Here is an 18,916-nt window from a genome sequence, read left to right on the forward strand (position 1 = left end):
TCCAGCTAAGTGTAGGGAAGCCAGCAATCAAATCGATGTGACTTATGCAAACTATCGATCATTTCAATCTTCGTTCTTTCGACCTCAATCTTCTCATCGCCTTCGACGCGATGATGGAGGAGATGAGCGTCACGCGCGCCGCGCGTCGGCTGAAAATCCAGCAGCCGGCCATGAGCCACAATATCTCGACATTGCGGACCCTGTTTCAGGATGAGCTTTTCATCCGGGTGGGGCAGGAGATGAAGCCGACGGCGCGGGCGATCAATCTGTCGGGCCCGGTGAGGCAGGCCTTGCGGCAGGCGCAGGCGGCGGTGATGACGGCGGATGTGTTCGATCCGGCGACGGAGCGCCGCACGTTCCGGCTGGGAATGTCGAGTGAGGTGGAGCTGTTGCTATTGCCGGATCTGACCGCGCGGCTGCGCGAGATCGCGCCCGGCATCCGCCTTTTGGCGCGCAACGGGCAGGAGCAGGAAATCACGGCGATGTTGGATACGGGTGTGATCGACATGGCTGTGGGATGCACCTATTCGAAGGAACAGCGCCACCATTGCGAACCTCTCTATTCGTCCAGCGTTCTTTGCTGCTTCAACCCGGCTTTGCTCGACCTGCCCAATCCCGTGGGACTGGATGCCTATATGGAAGCCAAACACGCGGTCATATCGCAGACGGACAGCCTGCATGGCTGCATCAAGGATGCGCTGGAACTGAGCGGCATGGACATCGATGTCGTGGCCGCAGCGCCAGATTTCCTCTCGGTTCTGGCAACGGCGCGATCCTCGGCGGTGCTGGCAACCGTGTCCTCGCGCATCGCGCTGCGTTATGCGCCGATGCTGGGACTGGAAATAAGCCCTGTGCCCGTGACGCTGAATTTTCCGCCTGTCGCCATGGTCTGGACATTGCAGACCGATGCGGATGCCGGAGCCGTGTGGCTTCGCCAGCAAATCCGCGAGGCCATGGGGCGCACGGTGGAGGTGGACGGCGAGGTATCGGGAATTGCCGCCTAGAAGCGTTTCTCGAGCCATGTGATCGACTGGCCGCTGGAGAGGGGCGCAAGCGAGCCGATCTTCGTGAAACCGCAGCGTTCATAGAGCCGCAATGCATCCGGGTTCATCGTATCGATATAAGCGCCGATGCAGCCGCGCTTTTTGGCTTCTTCCTCCGCCATCGCAAGCAGCTTCGGGCCTGTGCCCTGACCGCGCATGGTTTCCGGCACGAAGAGAAGCTGCACATAAAGCCAGCCGCGGCCGGTATAGCCCACCAAGCCGCCGGTGACGGTATTCTCCTCATCGCGGATGGTGATGATGAGTTCGCGTTTGTCGCTTTCGCCGAAACGAGCGAGATTATAGGCCACCAGCGGATCGCGGATGGCCTTTTCGGCTTCTGCATCCGCGACATCGCTCAAAACGAAATTCATGTTCATCTTTCCCTGGACGCCCGGGCGGCGGCCGTTTCCCGTTTTCCAATCCGAGACGGGAAAGCGCCTTAAGCTTCCACCGGAAAGTTCCTACCGGCCCTCACGCCACCAGAGCGCGGAGAAGGCAAGGAGCAGGGCGGCAAGCCCGGCAAAACCGGCAAATAGCGGCAGGGTGTTGACACCTTTCAGCACCGTCTCGTCGGTCATGCGTATCAGCATGCGATCATCATCGGCAACCCTGATATCGCCTCTGACAGGCAGGATATCGGGGAGGGCGATGCGGCCGGAATTATCGGCGACACGGTGCACGCTGCCCTTGGTGGCGTCGGCCAGCGGCTTCAGCGTTTCGGTCGTCGAAATCATCGCCTTGAATTCCGGTGCATCCACCGCGCCGACATGGACGAGCGTGGTGAAATCGCCGTTCTTGATTTCGAACAGGCCGGTTTCGTCCATACGGCGCTCGATCTTGTAGAGACCCGGCTCCGTGGCGGTGAAGGCCATGTTTTCGGTTTTTCCGGAAGGGAAACGCACACTCGCCTGACCGGGATCGTCGCCGATGGTCTGGCGGGTGATTTCCAATGTGCGGCCATTGGCCCGCGCCGTCAGCGCCTCTTCCTCAAGCTCCGGTTCCTTCATCAGCCAGTGCGCGATGCGGCGGTAAAGCGCCACATGTGGGCCGCCGCCTTCGAAACCGCGCGCCCACAGCCAGCCCTGATCGGAAAGCAGCATGGCGACGCGACCTTCGCCCTGACGGTTCAGCACCAGCAGCGGGTCCTGTCCGTCACCCAGCATCACGGTCTGGCCCTGCGGCGGGTCGACGCTGACGGTGCGGAACCAGCGGCCCCAATGCGGCGGCTCGTCGCCCGATCCATCCAGCCCACGGGTGACGGGGTGTTTCTTGCCCGCTTCCGAAAGGCGGGGATAAAATGCGGCCTGATGCATCTGGCCCGTCGGCTGGGCCGGCAGCACGGATGCGAGCGGCGTCATGGCGATCGAATCCTGACCTGCATGTTCCGGACCGGCGGCGATCAGCAGCGCGCCGCCCTTTTCGACATATTGCGCGATGTAGTCGTAATAGAGGATCGGCAGCACACCACGATGCTGGTAGCGGTCGAAGATGATGAGGTCGAAATCCTCGATCTTCTCGACGAACAGCTCACGCGTCGGGAATGCGATCAGCGACAATTCGTTGATCGGCGTACCGTCCTGCTTTTCCGGCGGGCGCAGAATGGTGAAATGCACCAGATCGACCGAGGCGTCGGATTTCAGGAGGTTGCGCCAGGCGCGTTCGCCGGCATGCGGCTCGCCGGAGACCAGCAGCACACGCAGGTTCTGGCGGATGCCTTCGATCAGGTGAACCGCACGGTTGTTCGCAGCTGTCACTTCGCCGGGAAGCTCGGCAACGGAAAATTCCATGACATTGTTGCCGCCGCGCGGAACCTTGAAATTGAAAGGCGTCGGCTGGCCGGGTGTGGCCTGCAGGGTGGCGATTTCCTGCCCGTTCATCTTGACGGTGACTTCCGCCGAGCCGCCCCCTGTGGGGCGGCCGTCATCGAAGACCCGCAGGGTCAGCTGCTGTTCCTCGTTGACGATGCCGAAGCGGGGCGCGCGGACGATTTCGATGCGGCGGTCGAACTCATCGGCCTTGCCGGTGATCAGCCCGTGAACGGGCGCGCGAAAACCGAGCGCCTGCTCGGCATTGGGCAGCGCATTCGGAATATCGTGGATCTGGCCGTCGCTGAGGAAAATCGCACCGCCCACGCGGGAAGGCGAGACATCCGAGACGGCGGAGGAAAGTGCCGAGAAAAGCTGGGTCGAGGGCGAATCGCTCTCGCCGTCGTCGCGCACCTCCACGATGCGCGGTTCGATGCGCGGGAAACGGGACAGCCGGTCCTTCAGCGTTTCCAGTGCCGTATCGGTCATTTGCGGCCGGTCCTGCACATCCTGGCTCTGCGAGCGATCGACGATGACAGGCACGATGGTGGAGAGCGGTTCGCGTTCTTCCTGCGTGAGCAGCGGATTGGCGATGGCGGCAAGGAGAGCCGCAAGCGCCAGCCCGCGCAGCCAGGCGCCGCGCACGCCGCGCCAGAGGCCAATCAAGGAGAGCGCAAGGGCGGCAACGGCCAGAACGGCAATCACGATCCACGGCAGGAAAGGGGCGAATGTCAATGTCATGTCACTGCCCCAATCGTTCGAGAAGTGCGGGAACGTGGACCTGATCGGCCTTGTAGTTGCCGGTCAGCATATACATCATGATGTTGACGCCAGAGCGGAAGGCATGTTCGCGCTGCAACTCATCAGGCGGCACGGTCGGCAGAACCGGCGCGCCCTGCGGGTCGACCGCCCATGCGCCGGCAAAATCATTGCCGGTGATCATGATCGGCGTCACGCCATCACCGGAGGAGGAAAGGCCGGATGTGGTCTTGGCCGCGCCCTGTCGCGATTCCACCCAGAGCGGCGAGCCGTTGTAACGCCCGGGGAAATTGGTGAGCAGGTAGAAGGATCGCGTCAGGACATGGTCTTCCGGCACAGGTTCCAAGGGCGGAATATCGATATTGGCGAGGATCGCCTGTAAACGTTCGCCATTGGCGCTGGTCGCGCCTGCATCGAGCGATGTGAACTGGTCGCGCGTATCGAACAGGACGGTGCCTCCGGCGCGCATATAGGCATCGATGCGCGAAATGGCGGCGTTCGACGGCATGGGTGCCGAGGCCGAAACCGGCCAGTAGATGATCGGGTAAAACGACAATTCGTCCTTCGATATATCGAGACCGACCGGCTGGCCCGGCTCCAGCGTCGTGCGCCAGGTGAGAAATTCGCTCAAACCCTGCAAACCCTGTTCGGAAATGCGGTCGACATCGTCCTCGCCGGTGCGCACATAAGCGAGGTGCGTCGTATCCAGCCGCTCGAAAATCTGCTCGTCGCCGGGTTTGGGATCGTCGGCGCGGGCGTCGCTCGGAGACATCGCGGCAAAGGCGCCAAACGCCAGAAGCACGGCAGCGGCCGAGGCGCTGCGGGCTTTCGGCAGGCGCGCAAACGCGCCGTTCATGAACAATACGATAAGGCTGTCGGCGATCAACATCAGGAAGGCGGCGATGAAGAGAGCGGGACGCAGCGATTTCGCCGTTTCGCCGATCAGGGCTTCGCTGGTGGTGCTGACACCTGCGACCGACGTATCGAGCGGCCGCACAGTCGCGCCTGCTGGCAGAAGATTGAGAGCCACGAAACCGTCCTCTGTGCCGTAAAGGCCGGGGGGATTGTCAAAACCGGTGCGGGGCGGCTGGCCGGCGCGCATTTCCAGCGGGCGGGCGGTGCCGATTTCAGCAGACAGCGCGCCTTCGGCCGTCAGCAACCGGAAGGGCGGCAGGGCCGCAGCCGGAGCATTCGCGGAGGCGGAAGCGCCGCCAGCCTTCGACAATTGCACGATACGGCGCAGCATATCGACGAAATGGCCTGATATCGGCAGGTCGGACCAGCTTGCTTCGGCGCTGACATGGAACAGCACGATGCGGCCCGCCTCGACATTGCGGGTGGTGACGAGCGGCGTACCATCTGCGAGGCTTGCCCATGTACGTTCGGCAAGGTCAGGCGTCGGCTCGGCCAGAACCTGACGCTTGACGAGAATGCCGTCGGCCTTCGGCATGCCCGCGAAAGCGCCGAAAGCAGGAAAATCGGCAAGCGGCTGCGGTTCCGCCCAGGACAGCGCGCCGCCGAGTGCACGTTCGCCCTGCCGAAGCGTTACCGGCACGAGCGGATCGTCGGCGGGGGCTGCGGCAAGGCGCGGTCCGGCAAAACGGATCAGCGTGCCGCCGCCGGCCAGCCAGCGCTGCATCGGTTCATAGGTTTCCTGCGGCAGGCGTCCGATATCGGCCATGACGATGACGGAGGGGTTGGATTGCAGGATTTCCGGGATGGCCTGCGAAAGATCGGCTTGCCGCTGCGGGATCAGGTCCGCAAAAGGTTGCAAAGCGCGGCTGATGTAATAAAGCGGCTGCAACAGCGGCTGGAAATCATTGCCGGTTTCACCGGCCAGCAGCGCCACCCGGCGGCGGCGGAAACCGTCATCCAGAAGATGCACCGCACCCGCTGTCGACACCCCTTCGATGGAGAGGCGGGCGAAATCGTTGCGCAATTCGAACGGCGCTTCCACCGTGGCCGTTGTTTCGGCTTCGCCGGGGGCGAAACTGGCGGCGCCATTGGCGAGAATACGGCCCTGACTGTCCTGCGCATTCACGGTCAACCGGGCGGGTGAGGCCGTATCCAGCCGCGAGAGCGTGACGCTCATCGCATCGGCATTGTTGGTGGCGTCGGTAATGGCGGCGACGGACTTTCCGTCGCCCTTGACGATGCGGAATTCGGCGGGCGAGAGACTGGCGAGCGTTCGCATCGCGCTTTCATCCTGCGCGGTGGCAACTCCGTCGGCGATATAGGCGAGCGTGCCGGGGGCCGTGCCGTTCAGTGCTTCGGTGATGGCTTCGGCCGTGCGCACGCGGTCGGGCACAAGCGGCTTCGGCTTGGCGGCGGCAAGCTTGTCCAGCGCTACCGCCGTCGTTGCCGGCACGGCGTCATGTTCGGCATCGGCGGTGAAGCTGATGGAGACGGGGCGGTCGGCTCTTTCTGCATCACCGATCAGGGCCTGAGCGGTTTCGACGCGTCTCTCCCAGTCGGTTGCGGAGGCCCAGCTGTTATCGACCACCAGCACCAGTGGGCCGGTGCCGGCAATGCTGTTGTTGCGTGGGTTTACCACAGGATCAGCAAGCGCAAAAATCACGGCGGCGGCCAGCGCCATGCGCAGCAATGTCAACCACCACGGGCTTTTGGAGGGCGTTTCTTCGCGTTTCAGCACAGTCGCCAGAATTTTCAGCGGCGGAAACACTTCCGCCTTGGGGCGCGGCGGGGTGAGCCGCAGCAGCCACCAGATGGCGGGCAGCGCCAGAAGGCCGAAGAGAATGTAGGGGCTGGTGAACACGAAGGGCAATGCACTCATCGGCGGCCACCGCCTTGCGCTGGCGCGCCGGACAAATACATGTGAACGGCGACGAGCGCCTCGGAAGCGAGATGATCGGTGCGGTGGAACACGAAGTTCCAGCCGAGCCGGCGCAGCGAGGAAGACAGCGCCTCGCGCCGGGCGAGATAGGCGCGGGTATAATCCTCGCGAATGGTTTCAGCACGGCCGGAGACGAGTTTTTCGCCGGTTTCCGGGTCGGAAAATTCGGTGCGGCCGGAATAGGGGAAGGTTTCCTCGGCCGGATCGGCGATTTCGACCACATGGCCACGCAGGCCGCGCCGCGCGAGCGGCGAAATCTGCTCCATCACGTTTTTCGCATCATCGAGAAAATCGCCGATGAGGACGATGTCGCTTGCGCCGCGGATCATTCCCGTTTCAGGCATGCCGGTCGTCACTGGCGCATGCATGATGGCGGCGGCAAGCCGTTCGGCGGCGTTTCTGGCTGAAACCGGCTCCATGATGCCGGGGCAACCGATGCGTTCGCCCGAACGCGCAAGGATTTCCGCCAGCGCCAGCATCAGCACCAGCGCCCGGCTTTCCTTGGAGACGGAGCCGAGCGTGGACTTGAACATCATCGATGGCGACATGTCCGCCCATAGCCAGATGGTGTGGGCGGCTTCCCATTCGCGGTCGCGCACATAGGTATGATCGTCGCGGGCCGAGCGCCGCCAGTCGATGCGCGACAGGCTCTCGCCTTCGGCATAGGGGCGGAACTGCCAGAAATTTTCGCCGATGCCGCGCTTGCGGCGGCCGTGCCAGCCGGCGGTAACGGTGTTGGCGATGCGCTTTGCCTCGACCATGCAGTCCGGCACCAGTGCGGCACGCTGGCGCGCGCGCGCCAGAACTTCGCTTCCCGGCGTCTTGTCTACGATCTGGCCGATGGATGCCACAGGCACTCCTTTCGCGAAAGGTTAGGCACGCGTCTTTTAGTTCTTCGCCTGCTCCACGAGGGCGGCGATGACATCGCGCACCGACATGCCTTCGGCGCGGGCCGCAAAAGTCAGCGCCATGCGGTGTTCCAGCACCGGCTCGGCCAGCGCATAGACATCGTCCAGCGACGGGGCGAGCCTGCCCTCATAAAGCGCACGGGCGCGTGCCGTCAGCATCAGCGACTGGCCGGCGCGGGGACCCGGTCCCCAGACAACGTGTTTGTCGGTCAATTTGTTGCCGTGGCCGGGGCGGGCGGAGCGCACGAGCGACAGGATCGCGTCAACCACCTTGTCGCTGACCGGCATCTGGCGGATGAGGGTCTGGATTTCCATCATGCGTTCGGCGTCGATCACTTTGCGCGCCTCGCCCGATGCGGTGCCCGTCGTGTCGAGCAGGATCTGGCGTTCGGCGGCAAGCTCGGGATAACCGACATCCACCTGCAGCAGGAAGCGGTCGAGCTGGGCTTCGGGCAGCGGATAGGTGCCTTCCTGTTCCAGCGGGTTCTGGGTGGCGAGAACGTGGAAGGGCTTCGGCAGCTCGTAGTGTTGGCCGGCCATGGTGATGTGGTATTCCTGCATGGCCTGAAGCAGGGCGGACTGCGTGCGCGGGCTGGCGCGGTTGATTTCGTCAGCCATCAGCAATTGCGCGAAAACCGGTCCCTTGATGAAGCGGAAGGAGCGGCGGCCGTTTTCGTCCTGATCCATGACTTCGGAGCCGAGAATATCTGAAGGCATGAGGTCCGGCGTGAACTGGATGCGGTTTGCGTTGAGGCCGAGAACCGTGCCGAGCGTGGTGACCAGCTTGGTCTTGGCAAGGCCGGGAACGCCGACGAGCAGCGCGTGGCCGCCCGACAGAATGGCGAGCAGGGTATTCTCGACAACCGTTTCCTGGCCGAAGATGACCTTGGACACCTCCGCGCGGATGGCTGCGATATCCGCAAGCGCCTTTTCGGCCGAGGCGACGATGGCTTTTTCGTCCAGGGTTTCGCCGGTATTCATCACGCCCATGTCGCTCTCCTGATACCTTCGCCGCTGTCCCATCCCAACCCCGGTCTCCATGGCTGCCGGCCGGGTCGGATTTTGCGCTGCATATAGCTTATTGCTCTCTTGGCCGCTGACAAGCGCCATTCGAATGACTATGTCGTGACTTAGTATTTCCTTATCGGCAAAGCGAGACTCGAATATGGCAGCGGAGACGATAAATTCGGCAGGCGATGCGGCGGGGCTGGCGGCGATGATCTCCCGGGCCTCCGAGCAGACCGGTGACGCCAAACGTGGACCGGCCCCGGTGGAACGCTGGAATCCCCCCTTTTGCGGCGATCTCGACATGGAAATCCGCGCCGACGGCACATGGTTCTATCTCGGCACGCCCATCGGCAGGGCGCCGCTCGTGCGGTTGTTTTCCACGGTTCTGCGCAAGGACGAAGACGGCAGGACCTATCTCGTAACTCCTGTGGAAAAAGTCGGCATCCGGGTCGTGGATGCGCCTTTCGTCGCTGTGGAAATGAAGGTGACGGCGGGCGAAGAGGATGGCGAGCCGCTGCTGACCTTCCGCACCAATGTCGGCGATGTGGTGGAGGCGGGGCCGGAGCACCCGCTGCGCTTTGAGATTTTCGGTGAGAACCGCGAGTTGAAACCCTATCTGCTGGTGCGCGGCAGGCTGGAGGCATTGGTCTCGCGGGCGGTGATGTATGATCTCGCAGCACTCGGCGAAGTGATCGAAGTGGATGGTGTCGATATGTTCGCCGTGCGCTCGGGCGGGGTAATTTTTCCGGTGATGCCCGCCAATGAACTGGAACGGCTTTCGCAATGACTATGACGACAACGGGTCTCAAGGCTTTCACCGCCGCCGACTTCCGCCGCCGGGTGCTGGAGGAAGGCGAGGGCGTGGCGGAGCGCGAGAATGGCGACCATGTGCTCAATCCGGGCGTGGTGCTTTCGGGAAACGGGATCAGGCTGAAGGATGCCGCCGTGCTGGTGCCTGTCATCGACGACGGCAACGAAGCGCGGGTGATCTTTACCCAGCGCACCGCAACCCTGCGCAAGCATTCCGGCCAGATTTCCTTTCCAGGCGGTGGCATAGATGCCGAGGACCGCACGCCGGAAGAGGCGGCCCTGCGGGAGACGGAGGAGGAGATCGGGCTTTCGCGGTCTTTCGTGGAAACGGTCGGGCGTCTGCCGGACTATATTTCCGGGACGGGTTTTCGCATCAAGCCGGTATTGTCGGTCGTTCGTCCCGGATATGACCTGACGCTCAATCCCACTGAGGTCGATGAGGTTTTCGAGGTGCCGCTGTCCTTCCTGATGGACCCGGCCAACCACGGGCGCGGCAGCCGCATCTTTCAGGGGAAGGAGCGGTTTTTCTACGAAATGCCCTATGGCGAACGCTACATTTGGGGCATTACGGCGGGCATCGTGCGAACGATTTACGAGAGGTTTTATTCATGAGCAGCCTTGCCGGGCGGGACTGGTTCGAAAAACCGGCGCTGAAGCGCATCTTCGCGCTTCTGAACGCCGATGGCGGCGAGGTGCGGATCGTCGGCGGCGCGGTGCGCAACGCGCTGATGGACCTGCCGGTTGTCGATGTCGACATGGCGACGACGCTTACTCCCGATGTGGTGATTGAGCGCGCGAAGGCGGCGGGCATCAAGGCGGTGCCGACCGGCATCGAGCACGGCACGGTAACGCTGGTGATCGATGGCGAAGGCTTCGAGGTGACGACGCTGCGCCGCGATGTCGAAACCAATGGCCGCCATGCGCAGGTGGCTTTCGGCACCGACTGGCAAACCGATGCCGAGCGGCGGGATCTCACCATCAACGCCCTTTACGCGGATGAGAAAGGCGAGATCATCGACCTCATCGATGGTCTGCCGGACATCGAAACCGGCACGGTGCGCTTCATCGGCGATGCCGCGATGCGGATTTCGGAAGACTACCTGCGGATTCTGCGGTTCTTCCGCTTTTTTGCCCATTATGGTTCCGGTCGTCCCGATGCCGATGGCTTGCGCGCCAGCGCGCGGGCGAAGGACAAGCTCGGAACGCTTTCTGCCGAGCGGGTCTGGAGCGAGCTGAAAAAGCTGCTTTCCGCACGCGATCCTTCCCGCGCTCTCCTGTGGATGCGGCAATCGGGCGTTTTGACGGAAATCCTGCCCGAGACGGAAAAATGGGGTATCGACGCCATTCACGGGTTGGTGGCGACTGAACAGTCTCTAGGCTGGGCCGTGGACCCGATGTTGCGGCTTGCCGCCATGGTGCCGCCGGACAAGGACAGGCTGGCGGCGCTTGCCACGCGGCTGAGGTTGTCGAAGGCCGAAGCGAGTTCTCTCGCCCACTGGGCTTCCGCTCCGGTCATCGATCCCGAAATGAAGGAGACGGCGCTTGACCGGCTGCTTTACCGGCAGGGCGTTCAAGGTGTGAAGACGAGGCTGAAACTGGCGCTTGCCTCGGCCCGCGCCGACATTTCGGCTGGCGAGACAGCCATGCAGAAAGTTGCGCGTCTTTCGACCCTGCTGACGAGGGCGGAAAAATTCCACAAGCCGGGCTTCCCGCTGAGCGGCGCCGACGTGATGGCAGCCGGTATCGAGGCCGGTCCAAGGGTGGGCGAAGTGCTGAAAAGCCTTGAGGAAAAGTGGATCGACGTCAATTTCTCGCTCGACCGGGCAGCGCTGACCGCCCGGCTGAAGGATATGCTGGAGAATTGAGACCGCAGCGGCGGCGGCGTTGCGGCTCAGGCCGCATTTGCCTCGTCGCGGATGCGGGATTTGATGTTTTCGATCATGTTCTCGCGGATGATAGTTTCGCCGTGGGTCGATCGCATATGTTCCACAGTGCGGCGCACGACTTCCGCGTCATCATCTGCGCGGGTGTGCCAGGCGCAGCCGGGCACAAGCGTTCCGCATTCAAACAGTCTCATGGTCTTGCCTCCCTGTTTTAGAATGAGGGACAGCCTGCAATTGCCTGCTGTCCCTCCGACAAGAAACGAACGTTCGCCGCTTATGTTCCAGAGCGGCGTCCGTCTGACCTATTCAGGCCCCTATTCAGGCATTGCCCAGCACTGGAAAACAGAGGATGTGCCGGCTGCCGGAATTTTTGTACCGGGTATTTCGTCATTGTCCGCACGCTTTACCGTTTTTCCGGCAAGGACGCGTTTTACCTGTTCGACATAAAAGGAATGCGGCAGTTCGCGATCACCGGCGGCACGCATTTCCGCTGCCAGGCGGTCGATCAAATCAGGGGTATCTATGGAATGCAGCGCTTCCTGCGCGGAAGCAGATATAGGCATGCTGTTCGAAGTAATCATGACGATAGCTCCTCCAGTACGTCTGCAGGAGGAGACTATCATCGCCCCGATTTTTCGATAAGTCCTAATTTGCGCTATTTGCGACCAAATAGCCGATGTGCGTCAAATTTGCGTGAGGTCTTTCAAGGCCAGCGGACCACGGGCGGCAGGGAGGACAGGATCGATTCGACGTTGCCGCCGGTCTTGAGACCGAAGATCGTGCCGCGATCGTAAAGCAGGTTGAACTCCACGTAGCGGCCGCGCCGGATCAGCTGCTCGTCGCGATCTTCTTCCGTCCAGGGCTGGTTGAAATTGGACCGCACGATTTTCGGATAGACCAGATTGAAGGCCCGACCGACATCCTGCACGAAGGCGAAATTGGCGTCCCAGCCGCCTTTTTCTTCCTCGGGATGCAGCCAGTCGAAGAAGATGCCGCCGGTGCCGCGCGGCTCGTTGCGGTGCTTCAGGAAGAAATAGTCGTCGCACCACGTCTTGTATCGCGGATAATCGGCGACGGGGTGGCGGTTGCAGGTGATCTCGAAGGCGCGGTGGAAAAGCTGGGTATCCGGGTCCTGTTCCGTCCGCCGGCGACAGAGAACCGGTGTCAGATCCGCACCGCCGCCGAACCAGTGGCTGGTGGTGACGACCATGCGGGTGTTCATGTGCACGGCCGGTACGTTTGGATTGACGGGGTGGGCGATCAGCGAAATGCCCGAGGCCCAGAAACGCGGGTCTTCTTCCGCACCCGGTATCTGCTGGCGGAATTCCGGCGAGAATTCGCCATAGACGGTGGAGGTGTGGACGCCGACCTTTTCGAAGACGCGGCCTTCCATCATCGACATCCTGCCGCCGCCGCCCTCGCCATTGTCGCGCAGCCAGTCCTTCTGCACGAATCGTCCCGGCTCCTGATCGGCGAGCGGGCCGGTCAGTTCGTTTTCAAGGGTTTCGAAGGAGGCGACGATGGTGTCGCGCAGATGCTGGAACCATGCCTGGGCGGCGGCTTTCTTGTCTTCGATGTCCTCGGGCAAGCCCTTCGGCAAGGATGGCCGTTCCATGCATAGTCTCCTTAGGTGAAGTCGATTCACTGTCGCGTCTAGCAGGTGCAGGCCTTGCGCACAATTTCGACTCGCCAAGTTCACATGCGGACACTATCTTTATCGATGTAGGTGCCAGAGGTGAATATCATGACGAAATTTGCCGGACCGCCGCCCCTCGACGGGCTGAAGCGCAGGATAGCCAATCACCGCAGGGAGCGTGAAAGCGCTGGCGGCGACCAGAAACGCGACGGCATGTTCGTGCGGCAGACCTTCTGTCTCAGCCGTGACGAAGCCCGCGCCAAAGCGCGGGAATGGTTCGACAGCTTTCCCAAGGCCGCCTACTGGACGGAAGTGGAAAGCTGGCGACAGCTGGAAGGCGACCGCATCGAATTCACTATGCGGCGGCTTCCTTCGGCAGACTAGGTTTTAAGCACGCGGTTCGGCGTAACGCAGGCGGCTTTCGATCAGCACGCCGCTTTCGTCCAGAATGGGATGCGCCACCGAAACGATATGGGCGTTGATGCGCTTCAAATCGCGCAGCATGTCGAGATGCAGCGAGCTGGTCTGCATGCTTTCCGTCAGCCCGTCGCGCAGCCGCTCCAGATGGCGGTTGGAGGACTGTTTTTCGAGGCGGCGTATATCCACCTTGCTTTCCATCAGCCGCCGGGCGAGATCGAAATCTCCGGTTACCAGAATGCTCTGGGCCGCCCGCAGATTTTCGATGGTCATGTCGAACAGCGTCTTTAATTCCTCATAACCGTCGTCGGAAAATTTGAAGCTGTTCAGCACCTTCTTGCGGATCTGCTCGCAGATGCCTTTTTCGATGATGTCGCCGATATGTTCGAGATTGATCGCGTAATCGATGATGGCGATCGAGCGGCGTGCATCCTCGTCGGTGAGGCCCTTGCGGCCGAGCTGGGAGAGGTAGACCTTCACCTCCTGCTGGCGGCGGTCGACTTTCTTTTCAAGCAGGGTGATTTCGGCAAGCGGAGCGAGATCATTGTGCTTGAAGGCGTTTTCGGCGCGGATCAGCATGCGCTCGATGGCGTCGCCGACGCTCAATACCTCACGGGTGGCATTGGCCAGCGCCACAACAGGCGTCCCCAGCGCCTGCTGGTCGAGGAAATTCAGGTCGTCGTCGGTCTTCGGATCGCCCGGCACCAGTTTTGCCATCAGATCGGATATGAGGCCGGAGAACGGCCAGGCAAGCGCCGCCAGAATGACATTGAAGATGAGATGCGCATCAACAGGCAATTTCGCGGGCGAGAGCGGCAGTTGCTGCAACATGGTCGCGCCATAGGAGGCGAGCGGCATGGCGATGAGGCAGCCGATGGTGCGCACGACAAGGTTGCCGATGGTGATGCGCCGCGCCGAGGCCGGACCGGACAGCGTGGCGATGACCGGCGGAATGGCGCCGCCGAGATTGGCGCCCAGAATGAGGACGATGATGAGGCCGGCGGACAATGTGCCGGTGGCGGCAAGCGACAGGATCAGCACTACAACGGCGAGGCTGGAAGACGACACGAAGGCCAGCACGGCGGAGAAGATCAGCGCGACGGGCCATGCGCCGTCGAGCAGGCCGATGAAGACGCCGAGAGCGGGCGAGGCGCGCATCGGTTCGGTCGCGCCGCTCAACAGATGCAGCGACAGGAGCATCAGGCCGATGCCGATGAGCGCGGTTCCGCCGCCTTGTCTGGCATTGGAACTGCCCTTTTTGAGCACGATGCCCGACAGGATCAAAAGCGGTGACAGCCATTCCACGCCCGCCGCCACGATCCAGGCGGTGACGGCGGTGCCGACATTGGCACCAAGCAGCACCACCTGCGCCATGCGCGGCTTGATGAGATCACGTTCTGCGAAGGAGGCGACGGTCAGCGCCGTCGCCGTCGAACTTTGCAGCGCGACGGTGGCAAAGAAGCCGGAAAAGAAGGAACGGGGTCCATTCTGGGTGCCGGTCGCCAGCACGCTTCTGAGTTTCATGCCGAAGGCGCGGTTAACACCGTCCTTGACCTGCGACAGACCGAAGAGCAGCAGCGCGACCGCGCCGAGAAGGTTGACGATGACAATGGTGGATTGCATGCGACGTCTCCTCACACCCGCCAGCGGACGGTTCCGGCGAGCACGATTTTTATTGTCCGGCTAATCAGTATAGGAGCCTGAACGCCTCGGGTACAGGCCGAGTTGCGTCAGTTTTGAAGCAAAAACGGTCAATTTATGTATTTGCCGGAAAAAATGGCGTTAAAAATGGCGGTTAAGACCATGCCGTCTGGCGCAAAGCCTCGCCGGCGATCATCGCCGCCGACATGGCGACGTTGATGGAGCGTTGTCCCTCGACCATCGGGATGATGATTCGCTCATCCGCCTTTTCGTGCACATGGTCTGGCACACCCGCACTTTCGCGGCCGAACAGCAGGATATCGTCGTTGCGATAGGTGATTTTCGCATAGGGCAGGGCGGCCTTGGTGGAGGCGAGAACCAGACGGCGGCCGGTGGTTGCGCGCCATTCCTCGAACCGGTCCCAGCTGACATGGCGCGTCAACGCTGCCGCTGCGATATAATCCATGCCCGCCCGCTTCAGGTTACGGTCGGAAATATCGAAACCGGCCGGCTCGATAATATCGACGCCAAGGCCGAGACAGGCCGCCAGCCGCAGGATCGTGCCGGTATTGCCGGGGATATCGGGCTGGTAAAGGGCAATCCTGATGCTGGGCCTGATGTCGTGCATGGTCTTCCCGTCGCGTTTGGAATGCGGGACCGATTATCACGGGCGGGCGGGGCGCGACAGATGCGGCAGAGAAAACTCCGTTTAGAAGCGCGCCGTATTCATTCGGGTGACACACAGGCAGGCTACCCATTAACCAATGTGTTGTCAGGCCGTCCGAACATTCGGATGAGCCGCTATGGTGCGGTTTCATGACTGATATTCTGCGCAGCAAAAACAGGAAGATACCATGTCCGAACGGGTGAATTTCGTCCATCTGACCGATCTGCATGTGGGTAATCCGCAGGTGCAGGACGATGATCTTTATTCCGATACTTCGGCCACGCTCGCCGATACGCTGGTACAGATCAAGTCGCTCGTGCCGCAGCCCGAATTCATCGTTGTCAGCGGTGATCTGACCAACAGGGGCGATGCCGGAAGCTATGAGGAACTCAAGCGCCTGCTGGATGAGGCGCAGCTTGATATGCCTGTGCTCTTTGCGCTCGGCAATCATGACCGCCGCGACGGCTTTTATCCTGTCATGCTCGGCCGCACCGAGGATATGGATGTCCCTTACGACCACGCCCAGGTGATTGCCGATATCCATGTCATCGTGCTGGATACCAGCGTTCCCGGCAAGGTCGGCGGCGCTTTCGAGCCGGGGCAGATCGAATGGCTCGCGGAAGAAATCGAAAACCACCCCGAACTGCCGAAGCTTCTGGTGATGCACCATGCACCGGCGCTCGATTTCGACCGCCCCGACGCAGAATGGGAATCCCTGTCCTTCGCCGATACCGAGGCTCTGGACGAGGTGCTGTTCGAGTATGATGTCATCGGCATTCTGGCGGGTCACATTCATTATGATTGTGTGTCGCACTGGCAGGGCATTCCCGTCGTGGTCGGCATCGGCCAGCATTTCGCCACCGATCCGCTGTGGCTGCACGAGGGCGTGCGCATGTTGTCCGGCGCGTCCTTTGCCATCGGCACGGTGCGGGATACGGGTCTGAGCGTTACTTTCGCGCCCCAGCCCAGCGATCGCCGCGAGATCAAGCGCCATACGCAGGATGGCATGGCCCAGTTGGTTGCCGAATATGAGCGCGGGCAGGCGCAGGACGCCGCCGAGTAAGCTGCGAATCCACGCTCTTTGACCGGCGGAGACCTTCGCGGGTAATCTCCGCCCGTTCGGCCTTATTGGTCGCAATCGGGAGCTTTTCTGACGCGTTCGGTGTCTTTCCGGCTGGTCAACGATTAATTTTTGCGCTACAAGGCGACATCTTCAACACCAGCTAGGGAGGTTCTGATGCAAAATGACATTCGTATTCGCCTCCCGGCCCCAGTAGTGCCACTGCTGGCCTAGGTGTTACCTGCGGTTCGACCGCGTTTCCCATATTCCGATTCGTCATGTGGCTGTCACGGCCATATCCAGATACTTTTTCGTTCCGTTGTGAGCTATATTTGCGTTTGCTCACCTTTCACGATGGGACGATTGATTGCCGGAGCTTGGCCTATGTTTGGCTGGTTTGAAAAACGTCTTGATCCTTTTCCCTCTTCGACGCCCTCCGTGCCGCCGAAGACGCTTTTGCGGTTCGTGTGGCATTATGTGCAGCCCGCATGGCCGTGGCTGCTGCTGCTCGGCCTGATGTCGATGGGCATCGCCATTGCGGAAGCCATGCTCTACAAATTCCTCGGCAATATCGTCGACTGGCTTTCCACGGCCGACCGCGCGACGTTTTTTGCCGAGGAGGGCTGGCATCTGATCGTCATGGCCGGGCTGGTGCTCTTCGTGCTGCCTTTGATGGGCGCGATCCACACCATGACGATGCACCAGACGCTTGCCGGCAATTTCGGCATGATCGCGCGCTGGAAGATGCATCGCTTCCTGCTGCGCCATTCCATGAACTTTTTCGCCAACGAGTTTGCCGGCCGGGTTTCGACCAAGGTGATGCAGACGGCGCTGGCGATCCGCGAAGTGGCGCTGAAGGTCATCGACGTGTTCGTCTACGCCATCAGCTTCGTCGTCTCCATGCTGTTCATGGTTGCAGCGGCGGATTGGCGGCTGGTCATTCCGTTGCTGGTGTGGCTCGGCATCTATATGGGCATCCTCACCTATTTCGTGCCGAAACTCGGCCGGCTGGCGCAGGAGCAGGCCGATGCGCGCTCGATGATGACGGGGCGGATCGTCGACAGCTATACCAATATCTCGACGATCAAGCTGTTTTCCCATGCGGGGCGCGAGGAAAGATATGCGCGGGAGGGGATGAACGTGTTTCTCGGAACCGTTCACCGCCAGATGCGCAAGATTTCCGGCTTCAACATCCTGATCGATCTTAACAACGCCGTCGTGCTGTTTTCCACGGCGACGCTTGGTCTGTATTTCTGGATGCAGGGTTCGGTCACGGCCGGTTCGGTCGCCATCGCCATCAGCCTTGCCATGCGCGTCAACGGCATGTCGCAGTGGATCATGTGGGAGGTCACCTCGCTGTTCGAAAACATCGGCACTGTCTATGACGGTATGTCGATGATGACGAAGCCGCACGATATCGTTGACGCTCCGAAGGCGCCGCAGCTTGCGGCACCGCAGGGTGCGATCCGTTATGACAACGTCCGATTCCACTATGGCAAGGCCAAGGGCGTTATCGACGGGCTGACGCTCGACATCAAGCCGGGCGAGAAGGTCGGGCTGGTCGGGCGTTCGGGTGCGGGCAAGACGACGCTGATGAACCTGCTGCTGCGCTTCTACGATCTGGAAGCGGGCAAGATCACCATCGACGGGCAGGACATCTCCAAGGTGTCGCAGGACAGCCTGCGCGAGCTGATCGGCGTCGTGACGCAGGATACTTCGCTGCTGCACCGTTCGATCCGCGACAACATCGCCTATGGCCATCCCGAGGCCACTGACGAGCAGGTGATTGCGGCGGCAAAGCGGGCAAACGCCTGGGACTTCGTCGAAACGCTTGTCGATATGCATGGCCGCCAGGGCCTCGATGCCCAGGTGGGCGAACGCGGTGTGAAATTGTCCGGTGGCCAGCGCCAGCGTATCGCGATTGCCCGCGTGTTCCTCAAGAATGCGCCGATCCTGGTGCTGGACGAGGCGACCTCTGCGCTCGACAGTGAAGTCGAGGCGGCGATCCAGGAAAACCTGTTCTCGCTGATGGAAGGCAAGACGGTGATCGCGATCGCCCACCGCCTGTCGACGCTGACCGAAATGGACCGGCTCATCATCCTCGACAAGGGCCAGATCGTGGAATCGGGCAGCCATGCGGAACTGGCGGCGATGGGCGGCATCTATGCCGACCTGTGGCGACGCCAGTCCGGCGGCTTCATCGCCGACCACGAGGTGGAAGTGGCCGCGGAATAAGGAAGACTTGAGGGCGGGGAACATTCCCCGCCCTCACGGCAAATTCAACGTCATCCTCGGGCTCGACCCGAGGATCCATGTCTCCGACTGCGAGTGGATCCTCGCCTCAAGGGCACTACTGTCCGGTTTAAATCGGCTCCCAGTTGAACTGCATCTGGCGGAGGTCTTTTGTTGTTTCGGGCGGTGGTTT

Annotated in this window: 17 protein-coding genes; 7 read left to right on the forward strand and 10 right to left on the reverse strand. The window is 61.6% G+C overall.

The genetic code is table 11. The features are described 5' to 3' along the window. The first annotated feature begins 44 nt into the window (after positions 1-44). On the forward strand, positions 45-1,004 hold the full coding sequence (locus tag QSK43_RS21590) for a LysR substrate-binding domain-containing protein (RefSeq protein WP_332305198.1): 960 nt from the start codon (positions 45-47) through the stop codon (positions 1,002-1,004). Here QSK43_RS21590 and QSK43_RS21595 read toward each other — a convergent pair. The 5 genes from QSK43_RS21595 to QSK43_RS21615 all read right to left on the reverse strand — a co-directional run bounded on the left by QSK43_RS21595 (position 1,001) and on the right by QSK43_RS21615 (position 8,359). Next, positions 1,001-1,414, reverse strand: coding sequence for a GNAT family N-acetyltransferase (locus QSK43_RS21595; RefSeq protein WP_332305199.1), 414 nt, complete (start codon positions 1,412-1,414; stop codon positions 1,001-1,003). The two genes, QSK43_RS21590 and QSK43_RS21595, sit on opposite strands and share 4 nt — an antisense overlap. 90 nt (positions 1,415-1,504) lie before the next feature. Then, positions 1,505-3,589 carry a hypothetical protein gene (locus QSK43_RS21600; protein WP_332305200.1) on the reverse strand — a complete coding sequence of 695 codons (2,085 nt, stop codon included), beginning with the start codon at positions 3,587-3,589 and terminating at the stop codon, positions 1,505-1,507. A gap of 1 nt (position 3,590) precedes the next feature. After that, entirely contained in the window at positions 3,591-6,401 is a 2,811-nt protein-coding gene (locus QSK43_RS21605; RefSeq protein ID WP_332305201.1) for a DUF4159 domain-containing protein, read from the reverse strand. Next, on the reverse strand, positions 6,398-7,312 hold the full coding sequence (locus QSK43_RS21610) for a DUF58 domain-containing protein (RefSeq protein ID WP_045019062.1): 915 nt from the start codon (positions 7,310-7,312) through the stop codon (positions 6,398-6,400). Before QSK43_RS21610 ends, QSK43_RS21605 begins: the two co-directional genes overlap by 4 nt. Positions 7,313-7,348: 36 nt before the next feature. Further along, positions 7,349-8,359: an AAA family ATPase gene (locus QSK43_RS21615; protein WP_332305202.1), complete on the reverse strand. Its 1,011-nt coding sequence runs from the start codon at positions 8,357-8,359 to the stop codon at positions 7,349-7,351. Positions 8,360-8,534: 175 nt separating this feature from the next. On the opposite strand from QSK43_RS21615, the gene QSK43_RS21620 reads away from it, so the two are divergent. From QSK43_RS21620 to QSK43_RS21630, 3 genes are read left to right on the forward strand one after another with little or no spacing between them, the layout of a single operon-like run. After that, complete coding sequence (locus QSK43_RS21620; protein ID WP_045019058.1) at positions 8,535-9,164, forward strand: DUF1285 domain-containing protein; 630 nt, start codon at positions 8,535-8,537, stop codon at positions 9,162-9,164. Continuing rightward, complete coding sequence (locus QSK43_RS21625; protein WP_332305203.1) at positions 9,161-9,799, forward strand: NUDIX hydrolase; 639 nt, start codon at positions 9,161-9,163, stop codon at positions 9,797-9,799. The genes QSK43_RS21620 and QSK43_RS21625 overlap by 4 nt, the downstream gene beginning before the upstream one ends. After that, positions 9,796-11,052: a CCA tRNA nucleotidyltransferase gene (locus tag QSK43_RS21630; RefSeq protein ID WP_332305204.1), complete on the forward strand. Its 1,257-nt coding sequence runs from the start codon at positions 9,796-9,798 to the stop codon at positions 11,050-11,052. Before QSK43_RS21625 ends, QSK43_RS21630 begins: the two co-directional genes overlap by 4 nt. Positions 11,053-11,078: 26 nt before the next feature. On the opposite strand, the gene QSK43_RS21635 is transcribed toward QSK43_RS21630, so the two are convergent. From QSK43_RS21635 to hemF, 3 genes are all read right to left on the reverse strand, one after another. After that, positions 11,079-11,264 carry a DUF1059 domain-containing protein gene (locus QSK43_RS21635; RefSeq protein ID WP_332305205.1) on the reverse strand — a complete coding sequence of 62 codons (186 nt, stop codon included), beginning with the start codon at positions 11,262-11,264 and terminating at the stop codon, positions 11,079-11,081. Positions 11,265-11,384: 120 nt separating this feature from the next. Continuing rightward, positions 11,385-11,651: a hypothetical protein gene (locus QSK43_RS21640; RefSeq protein WP_332305206.1), complete on the reverse strand. Its 267-nt coding sequence runs from the start codon at positions 11,649-11,651 to the stop codon at positions 11,385-11,387. 122 nt (positions 11,652-11,773) lie between these two features. Continuing rightward, positions 11,774-12,685, reverse strand: coding sequence for an oxygen-dependent coproporphyrinogen oxidase (gene hemF, locus QSK43_RS21645; RefSeq protein ID WP_332305207.1), 912 nt, complete (start codon positions 12,683-12,685; stop codon positions 11,774-11,776). A gap of 129 nt (positions 12,686-12,814) precedes the next feature. On the opposite strand from hemF, the gene QSK43_RS21650 reads away from it, so the two are divergent. Further along, positions 12,815-13,090, forward strand: coding sequence for a hypothetical protein (locus QSK43_RS21650; RefSeq protein WP_045019198.1), 276 nt, complete (start codon positions 12,815-12,817; stop codon positions 13,088-13,090). A 3-nt stretch (positions 13,091-13,093) separates the two neighbouring features. On the opposite strand, the gene QSK43_RS21655 is transcribed toward QSK43_RS21650, so the two are convergent. Together QSK43_RS21655 and QSK43_RS21660 are read right to left on the reverse strand one after the other, a co-directional pair. Then, on the reverse strand, positions 13,094-14,746 hold the full coding sequence (locus tag QSK43_RS21655; protein ID WP_332305208.1) for a Na/Pi cotransporter family protein: 1,653 nt from the start codon (positions 14,744-14,746) through the stop codon (positions 13,094-13,096). 172 nt (positions 14,747-14,918) lie between these two features. After that, complete coding sequence (locus QSK43_RS21660) at positions 14,919-15,392, reverse strand: tRNA (cytidine(34)-2'-O)-methyltransferase (protein WP_332305209.1); 474 nt, start codon at positions 15,390-15,392, stop codon at positions 14,919-14,921. Positions 15,393-15,618: 226 nt separating this feature from the next. On the opposite strand from QSK43_RS21660, the gene QSK43_RS21665 reads away from it, so the two are divergent. Beyond that, entirely contained in the window at positions 15,619-16,494 is an 876-nt protein-coding gene (locus QSK43_RS21665; protein ID WP_332305210.1) for a phosphodiesterase, read from the forward strand. Positions 16,495-16,875: 381 nt separating this feature from the next. After that, positions 16,876-18,726, forward strand: coding sequence for an ABC transporter ATP-binding protein (locus QSK43_RS21670; RefSeq protein ID WP_045019041.1), 1,851 nt, complete (start codon positions 16,876-16,878; stop codon positions 18,724-18,726). Positions 18,727-18,916: the final 190 nt, after the last annotated feature.

It is taken from the genome of Rhizobium sp. GR12, from assembly GCF_036596185.1.
Lineage (GTDB): Bacteria > Pseudomonadota > Alphaproteobacteria > Rhizobiales > Rhizobiaceae > Agrobacterium > Agrobacterium nepotum.